Source organism: Gilliamella apis (genome assembly GCF_002142155.1).
In the GTDB taxonomy this organism is placed as follows: domain Bacteria; phylum Pseudomonadota; class Gammaproteobacteria; order Enterobacterales; family Orbaceae; genus Gilliamella; species Gilliamella apis.
Genome location: NZ_NASD01000002.1, coordinates 35,998 through 54,180 on the forward strand (window position 1 = coordinate 35,998; position 18,183 = coordinate 54,180).

The 18,183-nt window shown below is 34.6% G+C and carries 17 protein-coding genes and 2 pseudogenes; 3 read left to right on the top strand and 16 right to left on the bottom strand.

Annotation, left to right across the window (positions count from 1 at the left end; all coding sequences use genetic code 11):
* Nucleotides 1-152 precede the first annotated feature (152 nt).
* Complete coding sequence (locus tag B6C84_RS01425) at nt 153-1,502, top strand: MFS transporter (RefSeq protein ID WP_065577525.1); 1,350 nt, start codon at nt 153-155, stop codon at nt 1,500-1,502.
* Nucleotides 1,503-1,568: 66 nt separating this feature from the next.
* On the opposite strand, the gene gorA is transcribed toward B6C84_RS01425, so the two are convergent.
* From gorA to ribH, 12 genes and pseudogenes are all read right to left on the bottom strand, one after another.
* On the bottom strand, nt 1,569-2,921 hold the full coding sequence (gene gorA / locus B6C84_RS01430) for a glutathione-disulfide reductase (protein ID WP_086353852.1): 1,353 nt from the start codon (nt 2,919-2,921) through the stop codon (nt 1,569-1,571).
* A gap of 165 nt (nt 2,922-3,086) precedes the next feature.
* Nucleotides 3,087-3,566 carry a hypothetical protein gene (locus B6C84_RS01435; protein WP_034901300.1) on the bottom strand — a complete coding sequence of 160 codons (480 nt, stop codon included), beginning with the start codon at nt 3,564-3,566 and terminating at the stop codon, nt 3,087-3,089.
* A gap of 168 nt (nt 3,567-3,734) precedes the next feature.
* Nucleotides 3,735-5,159, bottom strand: coding sequence for a bifunctional D-glycero-beta-D-manno-heptose-7-phosphate kinase/D-glycero-beta-D-manno-heptose 1-phosphate adenylyltransferase HldE (gene hldE, locus B6C84_RS01440; RefSeq protein WP_086353851.1), 1,425 nt, complete (start codon nt 5,157-5,159; stop codon nt 3,735-3,737).
* Nucleotides 5,160-5,212: 53 nt separating this feature from the next.
* The gene (gene tatC, locus B6C84_RS01445) at nt 5,213-5,968 is read right to left on the bottom strand and encodes a twin-arginine translocase subunit TatC (protein WP_086353850.1); all 756 of its coding nucleotides are present in this window, start codon (nt 5,966-5,968) and stop codon (nt 5,213-5,215) included.
* A 59-nt stretch (nt 5,969-6,027) separates the two neighbouring features.
* Nucleotides 6,028-6,306, bottom strand: a pseudogene (gene tatB, locus B6C84_RS01450) (Sec-independent protein translocase protein TatB); the annotation flags it as partial.
* Nucleotides 6,307-6,309: 3 nt separating this feature from the next.
* Nucleotides 6,310-6,522 (bottom strand): twin-arginine translocase TatA/TatE family subunit, encoded by a 213-nt coding sequence (tatA, locus tag B6C84_RS11685; protein WP_086353849.1) that lies wholly within the window; start codon nt 6,520-6,522, stop codon nt 6,310-6,312.
* A 105-nt stretch (nt 6,523-6,627) separates the two neighbouring features.
* A pseudogene (gene ubiB, locus B6C84_RS01460) lies at nt 6,628-8,139 on the bottom strand (ubiquinone biosynthesis regulatory protein kinase UbiB); the annotation flags it as partial.
* A 15-nt stretch (nt 8,140-8,154) separates the two neighbouring features.
* Nucleotides 8,155-8,931 carry a bifunctional demethylmenaquinone methyltransferase/2-methoxy-6-polyprenyl-1,4-benzoquinol methylase UbiE gene (ubiE, locus tag B6C84_RS01465; protein WP_034901293.1) on the bottom strand — a complete coding sequence of 259 codons (777 nt, stop codon included), beginning with the start codon at nt 8,929-8,931 and terminating at the stop codon, nt 8,155-8,157.
* A gap of 62 nt (nt 8,932-8,993) precedes the next feature.
* Nucleotides 8,994-9,929 (bottom strand): multifunctional transcriptional regulator/nicotinamide-nucleotide adenylyltransferase/ribosylnicotinamide kinase NadR, encoded by a 936-nt coding sequence (gene nadR / locus B6C84_RS01470; RefSeq protein ID WP_165755136.1) that lies wholly within the window; start codon nt 9,927-9,929, stop codon nt 8,994-8,996.
* A 145-nt stretch (nt 9,930-10,074) separates the two neighbouring features.
* Nucleotides 10,075-11,118 carry a TrmH family RNA methyltransferase gene (locus B6C84_RS01475; RefSeq protein ID WP_086353846.1) on the bottom strand — a complete coding sequence of 348 codons (1,044 nt, stop codon included), beginning with the start codon at nt 11,116-11,118 and terminating at the stop codon, nt 10,075-10,077.
* A 21-nt stretch (nt 11,119-11,139) separates the two neighbouring features.
* Nucleotides 11,140-11,559, bottom strand: coding sequence for a transcription antitermination factor NusB (gene nusB / locus B6C84_RS01480; RefSeq protein WP_065613984.1), 420 nt, complete (start codon nt 11,557-11,559; stop codon nt 11,140-11,142).
* A 4-nt stretch (nt 11,560-11,563) separates the two neighbouring features.
* Nucleotides 11,564-12,034 carry a 6,7-dimethyl-8-ribityllumazine synthase gene (ribH, locus tag B6C84_RS01485; RefSeq protein ID WP_086320482.1) on the bottom strand — a complete coding sequence of 157 codons (471 nt, stop codon included), beginning with the start codon at nt 12,032-12,034 and terminating at the stop codon, nt 11,564-11,566.
* Between the two features lie 361 nt (nt 12,035-12,395).
* On the opposite strand from ribH, the gene lpcA reads away from it, so the two are divergent.
* Nucleotides 12,396-12,971, top strand: a complete 576-nt coding sequence (gene lpcA / locus B6C84_RS01490) for a D-sedoheptulose 7-phosphate isomerase (protein ID WP_086320481.1) — start codon at nt 12,396-12,398, stop codon at nt 12,969-12,971.
* 1 nt (nt 12,972) lies between these two features.
* Complete coding sequence (locus tag B6C84_RS01495; protein WP_065577535.1) at nt 12,973-13,752, top strand: class II glutamine amidotransferase; 780 nt, start codon at nt 12,973-12,975, stop codon at nt 13,750-13,752.
* On the opposite strand, the gene mdtH is transcribed toward B6C84_RS01495, so the two are convergent.
* The 4 genes from mdtH to B6C84_RS01515 all read right to left on the bottom strand — a co-directional run bounded on the left by mdtH (nt 13,730) and on the right by B6C84_RS01515 (nt 18,131).
* The gene (gene mdtH, locus B6C84_RS01500) at nt 13,730-14,941 is read right to left on the bottom strand and encodes a multidrug efflux MFS transporter MdtH (protein WP_065651449.1); all 1,212 of its coding nucleotides are present in this window, start codon (nt 14,939-14,941) and stop codon (nt 13,730-13,732) included. The genes B6C84_RS01495 and mdtH overlap by 23 nt on opposite strands.
* The gene (locus tag B6C84_RS01505) at nt 14,942-15,400 is read right to left on the bottom strand and encodes a methylglyoxal synthase (RefSeq protein WP_034901282.1); all 459 of its coding nucleotides are present in this window, start codon (nt 15,398-15,400) and stop codon (nt 14,942-14,944) included. It lies immediately after the preceding gene.
* A 134-nt stretch (nt 15,401-15,534) separates the two neighbouring features.
* A complete protein-coding gene (locus B6C84_RS01510; protein ID WP_034901280.1) occupies nt 15,535-16,674 on the bottom strand; it encodes a porin in 1,140 nt (379 codons plus the stop codon).
* Between the two features lie 311 nt (nt 16,675-16,985).
* Entirely contained in the window at nt 16,986-18,131 is a 1,146-nt protein-coding gene (locus tag B6C84_RS01515; RefSeq protein ID WP_065651450.1) for a porin, read from the bottom strand.
* Nucleotides 18,132-18,183: the final 52 nt, after the last annotated feature.

The following is an 18,183-nucleotide window of genomic DNA, read 5'->3' on the forward strand; positions in this document are numbered from 1 at the left end:
AGACATATCATTGTCATTGATTAAATTTTTTTATGATTAAAAAAAAGTCTATTTTTTATGGCAGAATGACCATTCACTATTAAGATTTAGTCAAAATACAATCATTTTCTTAATTGGCTATATCTATTTAACTATAACAATAAGGTTTTTTCATGAATCAATCCGAGATTAATGCTGAATGGCAACCAGTGGCACGTCCATTGAACAGTAAAGATTTAAAAACATTGATATTATCCTCTTTAGGGGGGACATTAGAATTTTATGACTTTGTTATCTATGCTCTCTATATTGATACTATTGTCAAACCGTTATTTTTACCCCATACCTTATCGCCGTTAACGTTAGATTTATTTGCTTGGGGAATTTTTGCAGCAGGCTACTTAGTTCGCCCTGTTGGTGGCATTATTATGGCGCACTTTGGTGATAAAGTTGGTCGTAAAAGAATGTTTACCTTAAGTGTGGCGATGATGGCTTTACCTACATTTATCATTGGTATTTTGCCTACTTATGAAACAATTGGTATTGTAGCGCCATTATTATTGTTATTGATGCGAATGCTACAAGGCGCTGCTATCGGCGGTGAAATGCCTGGCGCATGGGTATTTATTGCAGAGCATACCCCAAAACAACGTTATGGTTTAGGTGTCGGCACTCTAACATCAGGCATTACTGGTGGTATCTTACTTGGTTTTTTCGTCACAATTATTATTGATCTCTATTTTACTAACCAAAATATTTTGGATTATGCATGGCGTATTCCTTTTATTATTGGTGGTATCTTTGGGGTTATTTCAGTATATTTACGCAAATTTTTATCTGAAACACCAATTTTTAAAGAGTTAGCTGCACGTAAAGCTTTAGAAAAAAGTATACCTGTAGTTACCGTATTAAAAAAACATAAAACAGCATGTTTGATTGTCGCTTTATTAACTTGGTCATTATCAACCGCTATTATGGTTGGTATTTTAATTACCCCGGGTCGTATTGTTGGTGGTATGTACCATTTTGCTAATCTTGATTGGCGTATTGGTGGTTGTATTGCTGCTTTAACCTTATCTATTGGTTGTGTTATTTCTGGCTGGTTAGATGATAAATTAGGTACAGCTAAAACAGTAATCCTGACTTGGGGCGGATTAGCTGTAGTCAGTATCTATTTTTACAGTTCATTAGCGCCAGATATGTCATTAACAAAACTTTATTCGATTTGGGCACTATTTGGTCTATTTATTGGATCGATCGCCATGACTCCAATTATCGGCACTAGAACGTTTCCACCGGCAATTCGTTATTCAGGATTATCGTTCTCTTATAATTTAGCCTACGCACTATTTAGTGCAATTACTCCAACGTTAACTATTTATTTGTTAAGTCCAGATCACTTATTAGGTGAATTTAGTTATCTTGGCGCAGGTATTTATATTTCAGCTGTTGCTTTACTGGCTGTTGTAGTTGGCTTTACTTCATTAGCCCAAAATGGCTGGCAAAATAATTCGGATCATTAAAGACTATTAATAAAAAAACAGGGCCATAGCCCTGTTTTCGTTAAAAAGTAAGATGAATGATAAATATTAGCGCATTGTGACAAATTCTTCCGCTGCTGTTGGATGAATTGCAACGGTATTATCAAAGTCTTTTTTGGTTGCTCCCATTTTCAATGCTACAGCAAAGCCTTGTAAGATTTCGTCCATACCATAACCAATACCATGAATACCAACTATTTTTTCTTGTTCACCAACACAGACTAATTTCATTCGACAAGGTTGTCGATGCGAAGTGACTGCGGTATACATGGCAGTAAAAGTAGATTTATAAACTTTGACGTTTTCTGGACCATATTGCAATATAGCTTGCGGTTCACTTAAACCAACTGTACCAATCGGTGGGTGAGTAAACACTACCGTTGGAATATTAGAATAATCTAAATGTTCATTTGGTTTATTGTTAAATAGTCGTTCCGATAAACGGCGACCGGCAGCCACCGCAACAGGGGTTAATGCTGCAGCGCCTGTATCATCACCTACCGAATAAATACCAGAGACATTAGTATTTTGAAACTCATCCACAATAATAAATCCATTGTTATCAACTTTAATGCCGGCAGCAGATAAATTCATTTCTTTGGTTGCTGGTTCACGACCGATTGCCCATATTAAGCAGTCAACAGTATAACTCTCACCATTTTCTAATGTTAACGTTAATGATTGGTCACTATTTTTGCTAACAGAAGATGGAATGGCAAAGGTGTGCAGATGCTGGCCATCATTGGTTATCACTTCCATAAGTGTCTCTACGATTAACGGATCGAAAGCTCGTAATGGTGTACCTTGGCGAACAAATTGATGTGTTTCAGCGCCAAGTGAATGTAACACGCTGGCAATTTCACAAGCTATATAACCAGCTCCAATAACTGCTACTCGTTTAGGGAGTGCTTTTAACTCAAAAAATCCATCAGAAGTGATACCATATTGTGCTCCTGGTATATTTGGAATCGTTGGCTTTCCACCTACAGCAATGAGTATGTGATCGGCACTATAGTGTTCGCCATTAACTTCAATCGTTTTTGCATCAACAAATTTGCCATAGCCATGGATCACATCGACATTATTATTATTTAATACACGATCATAAGATTGATGAACACGATCAATATAAGCAGTTCGGCTTGCAATGAGTTTATCCCAATCAAAATGATTAATTGTTGTATCAAATCCATAATCAGGGCCATAATGGTTAATTGCTTCAGCAATTTGTGCACCATACCACATAATCTTTTTCGGCACACAACCAACATTTACGCAAGTACCACCCAATAATTTAGCCTCAATAATGGCACACTTTTTACCATATGATGCAGCTCGGTTAATTGAGGCAATACCACCACTACCACCACCGATAGCAATATAGTCATAGTGTTTAGTCATATAAAAAATCCTTAAAAACAAATTAGCAATTGATGGTTAATAGCTTTGCATAAAGCCGACAATAAAAAAAGTATTAATTATGAAATTTAACGATAGTTATTAACTATTGATTAGTTTCGGAGAATAATTTTATTCATTAACATAATAATATTGCTACTGATATGACTATTCCCCACATTTATTCAATGCCTGAAAATTGACAGGTTTAGAACTCATTTTTTCAGTAATCTCAAGATAACATTTTCTGTCTTCAAGTTTATATAAAATATTATATGTTTTACCCAATTCAGCGGTAAATTGGTGATATTTTGTGGTACAAGAAACTTTATCATCTCGTGATTTGCCAATAACCGTAACAAGTTTATTGGCTGGAGATTTAGTTTCAATTGAGGGAACGTATTTAGGATAAATATTAAATGGTACAATTTTATGTGGGAATACATAGCCAAGACTTTGAAAATTAGCGCAGTTGCTAGTTTTACCATCATAAATGTTTAAAGAAAAATAGGTAGGATAATAAGTTTCAGTGGTGAATATCAGTTCTGGGTCATGGAGATTTGCTTCATATAGATATTTTTGAACAGGTACTCGATGACAAGCGACACTCATCAATATCATTAACAACACTGTAATTTTTAGTTTCATTATTTTATTCCTTATTAGTCATTAAATATGTGATCTTTATTGATACTAAAATATATCTTAATTGAAATAAAACAAAGATAAAAAATAATGGAAAAAATTAAATAAGAGTAATCATCTATTTAGATAAATGGCTACTTAAATAAGTAGCCATTTATTACCAGATATTATTTATTGCTGTTTAATTTTATCAATGATGTTAGTTGTGGAACAACCATCTTCAAAATTGAGGACTTTAACTATTCCCCCGGCCTCGATAACTTCTTTTCCACCTGCGATATCTTCAGGTTTATAATCACCACCTTTTACTAATACATCAGGTAAGATACTGGCAATTAATCGTTGTGGAGTCTCTTCCTCAAAAGGAACAACCCAATCAACAGAATCAAGCGCACCTAAAACAATCATTCTTTGCATTAATGGATTGATTGGGCGTGATGGTCCTTTAAGCTGTTTTACCGAAGCATCGCTATTTACTGCCACAACTAAACGATCGCCTAGTTTACGGGCATTAGCAAGATAAGAGACATGCCCTGCATGTAAAATATCAAAACAACCATTAGTCATGACAATTTTTTCACCACGAAGACGCGCTTTGTTAATTTCTTCTTTTAATGTCTCTTCAGTCATTACGCCGAAACCATCATCAGTACGAGCACGGATAGCATTACTTAATTCAACTTGAGATACCGTAGATGTCCCTAACTTACCAACCACAACACCTGCTGCTGCATTCGCTAAAAAGCAGCTTTCTTCAAGTGATTGTCCTGCGGCTAATGAAGCAGCTAAGGTCGCTATCACCGTATCACCGGCGCCAGTAACATCAAATACTTCTTTGGCTTGCGTAGGTAGATGATAAACAGGCTTATCTAACTGTAATAACGTCATCCCTTTTTCACTGCGAGTGACAAGTAATGCTTTAAAATCATACTGTTTAATCAGTTGATAGCCCTTTTCGATAATCTCTTGCTCTGTTTTACAAACACCGACAACCGCTTCAAATTCAGACATATTTGGCGTCAATAACGTTGCGCCACGGTAACGCTCAAAATCAGTGCCTTTCGGATCAACCAATATTGGTACATTTGCTTTTTGAGCTTGTTTAATCATTGCTTGTACAGCGGTTAAGGCACCTTTAGCATAATCAGATAGTACTAATACTTTAGAGGTTGAAAGTGCACTTTCAATACGTTCTAAAATAGGTGTATGATCAACACTATTAAAACCCTCTTCAAAATCGATTCTAATGAGTTGTTGATTTCTAGATAAAACTCTTAATTTGGTAATTGTTGGATGAGTTGAGACTGATACAAAATCACAATGGACATTACGTTTAGTCAGTTGTTCATCAAGTACTTTGGCTGGCTCATCAATACCGGTAAAACCAATTAATCTTGCGCTACCGCCCAAAGAGGTTATATTCATAGCTACATTGGCTGCACCGCCAGCGCGTTCTTCTAGAGCATCAACTTTAACAATTGGCACTGGTGCTTCTGGTGATATACGGTTAGTACCTCCATACCAATAGCGATCTAACATTATATCGCCAACAACCAGAACATTTGCTTGATTAAACTCAGGAAGTGAAGTTTTCATTATGGTCATATATCCTTTACTTGTTATTCAGTAAATCACTTATCAATTTATTATTAATCCCCAACACATTCATCGTCTGGTTGGATTTTTTTTCTAGATTGATAAAAACGGGCAAAAAATGTCCCTATTTCAAATAATAAACAGATAGGTACAGCTAATAAAATTTGAGAAAATACATCTGGTGGGGTAACAAACATCGCTACAGCAAACACACCGACAATAATATAAGGTCTTTTTTTTCGTAAGTTTTTAGGAGTAGTAACGCCAGTCCAACAAAGCAAAATAATCGCCACAGGTACTTCAAATGCAAAACCAAATACAATAAATAGTGTCATGACAAAATCAAGATATTTTGTAATATCAGTATTTATCGCAACATCAACTGGTGCTGTATGGATAAAGAAATAAAATGCCAAAGGAAATACAGCAAAATATGCAAACGCAATACCAATATAAAAAAGTACCGTACTAGAAATAATTAATGGCATAATCAGCCGTTTTTCATGTTGATATAGTGCCGGAGCAATAAATCCCCAAACTTGATATAAAAGATAAGGAATAGATATAAATATTGCAACAACAGCCGTCAGTTTAATTGGTGTAAAAAAAGGAGCCGCAATATCGGTCGCAATCATACTACTACCTTTAGGTAATTGACTGATAAGCGGATTAGCAACAATATGATAGATATCATTTGAGAAATAAAGTAAACATGCTAAGACTAGTAATATACAAATGATACAGCGTAAAAGTCTTGTTCTGAGTTCGACCAGATGTCCAATAAGTGGTTGGGTTGCGTCTTCTGTCATAATTTATCTTTATCTGAAGGAATTGTTGTATCAATTGGACTGACTGAATTAATCTCGTTTTGCAGTGATTCAGTTACCCGTTTTAATTCATCAATTGATGCTTGCAGTTCTGGGGTAAGAGTGTTCAAACCACTTTGTTCGGCTTTTTTTAAGCTATCTTGTAATTCTTGCAGTTTGAGTTCTTTATTTAATTCTAACTGGACAGTTGCTGACATGCGACGGAGTACTTTAATCCATCCGGCAACAGTTTTAATCGCAATAGGCAAACGTTCCGGTCCTAATACAACCAGTCCAATAATTAATACTAATAGTAGCTGACCAAAGCTAATATCGAACACGGGTTACTCTTTATCGGCGTGGTTATTAGCTGATGAGTCAAGATGTTCAACTTTTTGTGAATCATCAGTCTCTTTTTTGTCATCATCGTCATTCATGGCTTTTTTAAAACCTTTAATTGAAGCCCCAAGATCAGAGCCCAATGAACGCAATTTTTTTGTTCCGAATAATAGTACGATAACAGCAACAAATATCAGTAGTTTGGGCAAACTAGGCATATGATAACTATCTCCAATAGCGTCAAGTAATCAAATTATACACGTAAAATGATGATATTCCCAAAAATAACTATCTCAATGTATAACCAGCGTCACAATAGATAAAACACAAACCAGACTAAGAATGGCCAATGACCAACGATAGCGTTTTTTGCTTCGTTGTAATTCTTGATTAATCTGTTTTAATTGGTTATGCATCAGTTTAGTGATACGCGCCTGATCGCCTAATCTTACTGGCAGATCAACTAGGATATTTTTCCATTCGGGTAACGAAGTCCATACTTGCTTGAATAACGTTTTAGCACTGTACTTATCTTCATACCATTTTTCAAGAAATGGCTTAGCAGTTTGCCATAAGTCGAGTTCTGGGTATAGCTGACGTCCTAATCCTTCTATATAAAATAAGGTTTTTTCAAGTAATGTTAATTGCGGCTGAATATCCATTTCAAATTGACGAGCAACTTGAAATAAAGCTAATAGAATTTGTGAAAACGATATTTCACCTAATGGTTTGGCAAATGCAGGTTCACACACACTACGCATAGCCATTTCTAATGCCGTTGCATCCGTTGTTTCTGGCACCCAACCAGAAGCAATATAAATTTGCGCAATCCGTCGATAATCTTGATTAAAAAAGGCGAGAAAATTTTCAGCTAAATAACGCTGATCATCTTCAGTTAATACACCAACAATTGCACAGTCTATACCAATATAACGAGGATTTTGTGGTTCAGAAATATCAACAAAGATATTACCTGGATGCATATCGGCATGAAAAAAATTATCCCGAAACACCTGCGTAAAGAAAGCTTGAACACCACGTTCGGCAAGTAATTTCATGTTGACATTATTTTGTTTAAGTTCATCAATATTAGCTATTGGCGTACCATAAATCCGTTCTTCTACTAAAATATTTGTTCGACAAAGATCTTGATAAACATAAGGAATATATAAAATATCACTATTAATGAAATTATCTCGTAAACGGGCGGTATTATAAGCTTCTTTTTGTAAATCCAGTTCTTTCAAAAGTGTATTTTCATAATCACTAACAATTTCAACCGCACGTAACTTTTCACCAAATTTAATCCGTTTAGTAAATTGATTAGCAGCCCAATACATCAAGCGAATATCAGATTTGATTATAGGTAAAATATTCGGACGTAAAACTTTAATCACAACTTGGGCTTGGCTGCTTTTTAAAATTGCAGTATGCACCTGAGCAATGGAAGCTGAAGCTAATGGTTTTTCATCAAAATCAATAAAATAATGATCTATAGAACAGCCTAGAGCTGATTCAATAATTTGTCTGGCAATTAGTCCATCAAAAGGAGCTACTTGATCTTGCAGTTTGGCTAATGCATCAGCGAGATGTTTTGGTAATACATCTCGCCTTGTTGAAACCATTTGTCCAAATTTTATCCAAACCGGACCTAACTCTTGTAAGGCTAGACGCAATCTTTCACCAACATCTTGTTGTTTCGCTTTAGATCTAACCCAAAATAGACTAATCAACAACAACTTAAACCATGTTGAGGTTCGATGTTTTGGTAATAGTTCATCTAATCGATAAGCTCGAAATACCGTTAATATTTTATAAATTCGAAGAAATGTCATTCTTTTTTTATCACATTAAAATTTAAAACCAGTATGTAAAGCTACAATGCCACCTGTCATATTGTGATATTTCACATCGACAAATCCAGCATCCTCCATCATTTTTTTCAACGTTTTTTGATCTGGGTGCATTCTGATGGATTCAGCTAAATACCGGTAACTATCAGCATCATTAGCGACAATTTTGCCCATCAACGGTAACATAGTGAATGAGTATAGGTCATACGCTTTATTTAAAATCTGGTATTGTGGTTTAGAAAACTCAAGTATTAATAAACGTCCACCTGGTTTTAACACTCTCCACATAGATTGCAATGCTTTTTGCTTATCGGTGACATTGCGTAAACCAAATGAGATAGTAATACAATCGAAATAGTTATCAGCAAATGGCAGTTCTTCTGCATTGGCTTGTACATATTCAATATTATTAAATAGACCTTTGTCTCGAAGCTTATCTCTACCTACTTTTAGCATAGATTCATTGATATCAGCTAATACAACTAAGCCATCATCACCGACAATTTGCGAGAATTTAGCCGTTAAATCACCAGTACCACCGGCAAGATCTAAAACTTTTTGACCTTTACGAACACTACTATACTCAATAGTGATTTTTTTCCAGATACGATGAATACCAAATGACATAAGATCATTCATAACATCATATTTATCAGCAACAGAATGAAAAACTTCTGCTACCCGTTTTACTTTATCTTGCTTTAAAACTTGAGTGTAACCAAAATCAATTTTATCTTGATTTTCATCATTTTGCTGTGAAGATGATTGAGACATAAAAATTCACCTATCATAAATAGTTAGCTTATTTTAGCATAAGCTAACCTAAATGTGATGGTCTAAATTAATAACGATTCAACCATTTGAGAAACGATTTCGAAATGTTGTAATGGTGTGGAGTTTGCTGGCAAATCATGTTCGTGAATGACTAAATCAAACTGATAACTATTTTTTAACCCATTCAATACTTCATTAGATTTAGCAAAAATTTGATTATAGTATTTAGCCAACGTATCAAAATCAATTGAGGTAAAGAGTAATTTATTAGCATCTTCAACAGCTTTGGACATACGTTCTACATGCAACATAGCTATTCTAAGATAATCATTTTCACTCAAATAACGTTTATTTTCTATTGTAGATATTTCTCGTTGAATGTAGTTAATATAACCATTTGAAACATATTGTGTGTTATAAATATTAGCTAATTGTACCGGCAATTCATTAAATTTATCATGCCCTATAATCGCTACTTTTTTAACAAAAAAAGGTTTCGCTGCCTTAGCAATATAAGACCAGTTTTGATAAGGATTTTCTCGAATTTGTGTCGCACTAATATTAACAAAATCACGATCAGCATCAACAATAACAACAGGGCAACCAAAATAGCGTTCATGATGTTTGACATCTTGTGATTCGCTAGTAAATACAACAGTAGGTTCGATTTTATGTTCAAATAAAATACGTTTTATACTGTCACTCCAATCTTGCCAACCGTTGGGATAATAGTTAATACCCGCTTCATCAGAAATATGAATGTGAATATTATGTCTATCTTTAAAGGTTTCTTTCAACCATGAGAAACGATCACTTACTTGAGGCTGTCTAGGCAGGCGACTTTTTTCAAACAGTTGTTTATCACGTATTGCCTCACAACCCAACATGACATGCAGTTCATCTACTTGTGTCAATGCTTTTTCAATAAGATAAATATGACCACTATGTAACGGATAAAACTTACCAAAAATTAAACCAACTCGATGTTTAGATGACATAATCATTACCAATCAATTTCAAAACTGGATACTAATGTACAGAAAAAACAACCATTTTCTAACCAATTGATGCTATTTAATATAATAAAATTACAAAAGTGTTAACTTCATCAATTAAATTCATCAATTGCTAGAATCATACCAATTAAGATTGATATTTTATAGCAGATAACACAATCCCTGTTGCTACAGAAATATTTAAAGCCGACATATTATCATTGCCTTGCAAATGGATAATATTATCAGCACAGTTAATTAATTTGTTATTAATTTGTTGAAATATAACTAAGGCAACTTTCTTGGTAAATTTGAATTGTGATAACTCGGTGGATGAAATCGATTTTAATTGACATGGTAATAATGCAATAACTTGATAGCCATGTTGTTTTAACAGATCAATAGATGCTATAAAATCATCACTTTTAATAGATTCAACGGCTTCAATACCACCTTCAGCAACACGCATTGCTGCACCACTATCGAGTAAGTTTGTTTGCCGTAAAATTACGCCATTAACACCAAAAAAAGCTGCACTACGCATTAACCCACCTAAGTTATGCGGATTATTCACATCATCAACAGCAATAATGCAATCTTGAGCTTGATCATCATATTCATCTAAATAATCAAGCAAAGTGAGTGGTATACGTTTTTTAACAATTAAACAAACGCCACCATGATGGGGAGTTTGTGTGATTTTGGTAATTTGCTCTGTTGAGACAACATCATAACCAAGACGTTGTTTGACTAACCAATTAATTAATTCTTTAAATTGATAAGTCATTTCTTGAGTAATAAATAATTTAACAATAGCCAAACGTCGGTGCTTAAATACCGCTTTACAACTATTTTCGCTGTAAACTAATGTCTCTTCCTTTTTTTGACGATAGCCATCATAACCGAATGTTGGTACTTGTTCATTATCTCGAACTTTTTTCTGCCATGGGGAATCATATTCATCCGTTAAATCAAATTGTGCTTTAGCGGGTTTTACGGTTTTATTAAATTTTTTTGGTTTAAAGGTTTCGATCCGGTCATGTTTTGCTTTTGAATCAGTGTGAAAACCATCATTATTACGTTTATTTTTATAATCACCGCCACGTTCTTTGGCTGAACGTTTTTTCACTCTCGCTTCGCTATTTTTAGCATAAAAAATAGTGGGCTTACTTTTTTCACTAGTATCGTTCATATTATTCCCAATTAAAGACAATTATCGTGTACGAATGGTTGGTGCAACTTTATCTAATACACCATTAACAAATTTATGACTATCTTCTGCGCCAAAGGTTTTAGTAAGATCGATAGCTTCATTGATAACAACTTTATAAGGGACATCATGTCGCTTCATTAATTCATATAGAGCAATTCTTAATACGGCTAATTCAACTTGACCGAGTTCATCAACAGTTCTTTCTGTTAAATAAGGAGTCATTTTCTCATCTAATTCTGCGGTATTTTTGGCAACACCATGCAGTAATTCTCTAAAATATTTGGTGTCGACACCTTTCATATCTTGTTCAGCCATGAAGCTGCTCTCAACATCAGCAAGATCATTTCTAGAAATTTGCCAAGAGTAAATAGCTTGAACTGCACACTCTCTTGCTCGACGACGAGGATTAACTAACGCCACTAAATTACTCCTTAATTGTTTTAATCACATTTAACATTTCAAGTGCGGTTAGTGCCGCTTCTGCACCTTTATTGCCCGCTTTAGTTCCTGCTCGTTCTATGGCTTGTTCGATACTTTCAGTAGTTAAAATACCAAAACCAACTGGTATCGTAAAATCTAAACTAGCATTCAATAACCCTGAACTTGATTCGCCAGCAACAAAATCAAAATGAGCAGTACTACCACGGATAACCGTGCCCAATGCAACAATTGCATCATATTTTTTTGACTGTGCAGCAACTTTTGCTGCTAAAGGAATTTCATAAGCGCCTGGCACCCAAATAACGGTAATATTGTTATCGTCTACTTCACCGATACGAGTAAGTGCATCTATGGCACCATTAACTAAACTTTCATTAATAAATTGGTTAAAACGTGCCACAATAATCGCTACTTTGGCTTCAGGCGCAGCAACTTTACCTTTAATTGTTTGCATATTCATTCCTTACCGATTGATTCTGGATGCAATTTTATAATCTCTTTCAGAGATAAAAATCATTAGGCGATTATACCACAAATTAAAGGCTTATCCTATTAGCAAAAAGAGGATTTAATCTATTTAAGACAAGCTTTAATGAAAATAGTTATTAACTATTTATAGTATGAAAATAGTTAATTTATTAAAGGTCATTTTTGCATTTATTAATAATTATTTATTTGATAACTATTCTATTATGTACTTGTAATCAATTGAAATATTTTACCTATTATAAAAAATTTATTGTTATTGCTTGCAAGCTGTTATTAACGAATTACAATGGTTATGGAAAAGCTTTTTATTTAAAGAGGTATTATTAATGTACATTAACACCATTCGTGATGAATTAAATCAGGCAATTGACGTGTTGACCAATTTCGTTGCAAACGATGATAATCTAAAAAAAATCCAACAAGCAGCTATTTTAATTGCAGACTCATTTAAACAAGGTGGAAAAGTACTTTCATGCGGTAATGGCGGATCACATTGTGATGCAATGCATTTTGCTGAAGAACTAACTGGACGTTTTCGTGATAACCGCCCTTCATATCCAGCCATTGCTATATCTGATGTTAGTCACATCTCATGCGTGGGCAATGATTATGGTTTCGATTACATATTTTCTCGTTACGTTGAAGGCGTAGGACAAAAAGGTGATGTATTATTAGGCATTTCAACTTCAGGGAATTCAGCTAATGTGCTGAAAGCAATTGAAGCAGCTAAACAAAAAGGTATGAAAGTTATTACACTAACAGGTAAAGATGGCGGGAAAATGAATGGATTAGCTGATGTTGATATTCGTGTACCACATTTTGGCTATGCAGATCGTGTACAAGAAATCCATATCAAAGTAATTCATATTTTAATTCTACTTATTGAAAAAGAGATGGCTTAATATGTGCGAATTATTGGGTATGAGTGCCAATGTACCGACCGATATTTGTTTTAGTTTTACCAGCTTAATCAAACGTGGGGGCGATAAAGGTCCTCACAAAGATGGCTGGGGTATAACTTTCTATGAAGGTAAAGGCTGTCGAACGTTTAAAGATCCTCAGCCATGTAGTTTTTCACCTATAGCTAAATTGGTTCAACAATACCCAATAAAATCAACTGCTGTTGTTGCTCATATCCGCCAAGCTAATCGCGGTGGTGTTGCACTAGAAAACACTCATCCTTTTACCCGAGAACTATGGGGTAAAAATTGGACTTTTGCACATAATGGGCAATTAACTGATTATGAAAAATTAGATACAGGAATATTTCAACCAGTTGGATTAACTGATAGTGAATATGCCTTTTGTTATTTAATAAATGAATTACATAAAAAATACCCACAGCAACCATCCAATAATATTGAGCTTTTTGAATATATTAGAGAGTGTGCAATTAAATTAACTCAATTAGGTATTTTCAATATGCTACTTTCTGATGGTGAGTATGTGTTTGCCTATTGTTCAACTAATCTACACTGGATCACCCGAAAAGCACCATTTGGAAAAGCCAAGTTGATTGACGAAGATGTTGAGATAGATTTTCAAAAACATACGACACCAAATGATGTAGTAACAATAATCTCAACTATGCCATTAACTTCGAACGAAGTATGGACTAAGTTAGCTAGTGGTGAAGCAATTTTATTTAAAAATGGCGAAATTAGCCAATCTTTCTCATCTTAACCTTAGTCATAGGTGGCTCATTTTTGAATAAATATTCTAAATATCCTAAAGTTAATAGACCGATTAACGTTAAGATTATCCATGGTAAATGCGGTAAACCGATTTGGAGGGCCAGATCATAAAGCCAGCCAGCACCGGTATAACCAATAAAACCACCTAATGCCAATCCCAACCGACTAAACCCCATATAGCTACCTTTAGCTTTAGGGTTTGTTAAAACAGTTGCTAATGTTTCTCTAGCTGGTTCAGCAATAATAGCCCCAAAATAAAACAATGCTATAAGAGAGAGTAAAATAGATAATTGTGATGTAAAGCCAATAATAATAAAAGCAAACGACATCAACAATAATCCAAATTTGAGACGTTGATCCAATCTGAAATATTTTTCACTTATTCGAGCAAGAGGATAAAGCAAACATAGTGATATTGTCGCTTGGATAGCATACATCCATTTTACATAACTAGGGCTACCCGATACGTTGGTAATGGTTAAAGGTAACATCAACATAATTTGTACCCACAGCACATAATAACCAGTTAAAGTAAGTACATAATGAGTAAATTTTCTATCTTTGAGAACCATCTTCATGCCGTTAATAATCGGTGCTTTACCAATTGCAATATGATAGGCCGGTAAATAGATCAGATTAAAAATACCACATAAGAAGAAGATAAAAGCGCCACACCAACAGACTAATTGAAAATCGTAATCGATTAAAATACCACCGATAAGAGCACCAATAACTGCGCCTGCATTGTCTTGTATCATTAGTAGCGAAATAAACTTACCTCGTTCATGAGGACGAGTAAATTTGATAGTTAATCCCATTCTAGGGGGATCAAATAGCAAACCGCCCAATGCCGAAAGTAAACAAGATACTAATAATAACCAATGTTCTGTTGCTAGTGCCATTGAGATAAATCCAATTGACCGCAAAAACATACCGGTAATTATCATTGGTTTAGCGCCAAAGCGATCAGCGATTGCCCCACCAATCAAACCAAATCCTTGCTGAACAAATTGACGAAAACCTAAAGCAAAACCAACAAATAATGCACTCCAACCAACTTGACTAACAAAATGAGTAGAGACCAATGGAAATACTACATAAAATCCCAACACAATAAACAAATTATCTAACAATAATATGTATCGACCTTTTTTGCGAACTTGTGAAGGAATTGGCATCTATTTTACTCTTTCGTTTAAATAACCTTGATAATCAGGAATTTCAATTTCCACTTCTTGAGTAAATATTGAGGATTGTATTAAAGCGTTCGCGGTGGCTTGATTAGTGGCAACAGGAATATTCCAAACTGTTGATAAGCGTAACAACGCTTTTACATCTGGATCATGAGGTACGGCATTTAGTGGATCCCAGAAAAATATCAGAATATCAATTTTACCTTCAGCAATTAAAGCACCGATTTGCTGATCGCCCCCCATAGGCCCACTGAGCATTGGTGTAATATCTAAACCGGTCTCTTTTTTTATTAATGTGCCTGTCGTACCTGTTCCACATAAATTATGATGAGAGAGCTCTTCGCGATTTTTTTTGCACCAATTCAATAATGCTTCTTTTAAGTGGTCATGTGCCACCAAAGCAATATTTTTTTTTGCAGGTAATTTTCGAGTAATATACTGCATTAAAATAGTCCTAATTGATTATTATTTTTTTATTTTTATCAGACTATCTATTAAAGCGCAAGCGGTATTTAATGAAAAGATTACAACAAAAAAGGCACCTAAGTGCCTTTTATTTAATCTTAAGATAAAGATAATTAGAATTGATAAATTAATCCTAATGCTACAGTATCTTTAGCGGTTGCTTTGATTTGAGATTTAGTAAATGTACCATCTTCATATAAACTACGACGTGCACCAATATCATTTTTATCTAACAAGTTGATTTTGTAATCAACAATTGCTGATAAGTTTTTATTGAAGTCATAAGTTAAACCTACATCAACATATTTAGCTAAATCATTACCTTTAAGACCGCTATCATTAGTTAAACTAGATGCATCTTTAACTTTGTGTTGAATATAAGCAACAGATGGTGTTAAACGACCAATATCAAAATCAATACCATATTGCGCAACTAATTCAAAACCTTTGGTTTTTAAATCATCAGCCTTACGGGTTGTTGAAGCATTGTCCCAACCGGCTTTTTGTTTACCTTGAATATAAAGTGCTGCTAAATAAAGATTGTCGTTGTCATATTTAACACCTGCTGACCATGCTTTAGCATCTTTATGACCACCTGTTTGTGCATAACCGGCACCGATTGATAAACCTGTATCTAATACATCCCAATCAATTACCGAACCCCAAGCTTCAGCGCTGTCATGAGCAGTACGTTCGTGATGATTTAGATATTGAGTTGAACTATTATCACCATTATCGGCATATTGAACAGCAAAACGTAGACCGTTAACTAAACCAAAGAAGTCTGAGTTACGATAAGTTGCTACTGCTTTGGTTCTTGCGGTTAATGCATAGATATCATTATTTGATGCATCGCCACCAAACTCAGGTAAAACGTCAGTATATGAAGTTAAGGTTTTTAATACACCGTCGTTACGGCCATAATCAAATGAACCAAAATCACCAAAGTTTAGACCTGCATAAGCATAACGAGTTTCGTTATCAGCATCAGATCCTGTTTTAGCTTCATATTCCCAGCGACCATAACCACTCAAGCCATCAGTGATTTGTGTTTGTCCTGACATCCCTAAACGAGCAGTGGTTTTGTCACCTTCGCCAGTTTGATTATCACGATCAGTAATATAGTTCAAGGCATAAACTCGACCATAAAAGTCAACTTTATTACCATCTTTGTTCCACACTTCAATTGAAGCGCTTGCTGTACCTGCAACTAATAGAGCAGGAATAGCGATTGCTAATAGATTACGTTTCATTTAGTTACCCTCTTAGGTATTTTATTATTAAAGATACAAAATATTTTGTTCTTGATTTAATAAATAGCTGCTGTTAATTAGCAACTAAATTATTACTGGGATATCTATTATTATTGTTAAATACTAGATTTTTATTGCAAACATTATGGATTAATAACGTTTCTAAGATATTATTCTGCGAATTGAGACTATTTTATGACTTAAAATAATATTTTTTTAAGCATAAAATGTTTTTTTAGATAACATAACGTTCAATAGATGAAAAAAAAGGCACCTAAGTGCCTTTTTTAGATATTTAAGATATTAAGAGATTAGAATTGGTAAATTAAACCAACACCTAACACATCTTTAGTTCCTGGTTTAGAACCGTGACCACGTGAATTTTGGGTATTTTGGATAGCACCAAGATCTTTGCGATCTAACAAGTTGAATTTATATTCAACAATTGTACTGAAGTTTTTGTTAAGATCGTAAGTTGCACCTAAAGATACATATTTAGCTAAAGGTGTATTCCATCCATCAGCTATATGACGAATGTTGTTAGCAACAAAGTTTTCAGAACTATATTTATATTTATGTTGAACATAAGCTAATGATGGAGTGATACGACCAACTGGTAAATCAATTCCATATTGAGCTACTAATTCAAAACCTTTAATTTTTTCATCTACATGTCTTACATAACCATCAGGCCAAACAAATGTTTTAGAATCTTTAAATTTAGATTGGAAATAAGTAGCACCTAAATATAAATTATAATTGTCATATTTAAGACCAGTTGCCCAAGTACTTTGACGATTATTGCTAGTTGAAGTTTGAGCATAACCCGCACCAGCAGTTAAACCAGTGTCAAAAATGCGCCATTGAACATTTGCACCATAAGCTTCACGAGATTCACCTCTAATTGCATCTTCTCTGAATTTATTAGAGTTATCACCGTTATCAGCATATTGTAATGCAAAGCTTAAATCATCAGTTAAACCGAAGAAGTTGTTATTACGGTAAGTAGCAACAGCTTTAGTACGAGCTGAAAGTACGTTCCAATCGTTGTTTGCTGCGTCACCACCGAATTCTGGTAATACGTCAGTATAAGCAGTAATAGCTTTTAAAACACCGTCGTTACGACCATAGTCGAATGAGCCTGCATCACCAAAGTTTAAACCAGCAAATGCATAACGAACTTCGTTGTCAGAGTTTTTACCTGCTTTCGCTTCATATTCCCAACGACCATAGCCAGTAATACCGTCAGTGATTTGAGTTTGGCCAGACATACCTAAACGAGCTGAAGTATCATCACCTTCATCTTTTTGACCACGGTCAGTAATATGGTTAGCTGCTTTTACTCGACCATAAAAGTCAACTTTATTACCGTCTTTGTTCCATACTTCGATAGAAGCATTGGCACCAGCTGCTACTAAAAGAGCAGGGATAGCGATTGCTAATAGATTACGTTTCATTTCTTACCCTCATGGTTATTTCTATAAAAAGACACGTCTTTAAGTTGTGTCA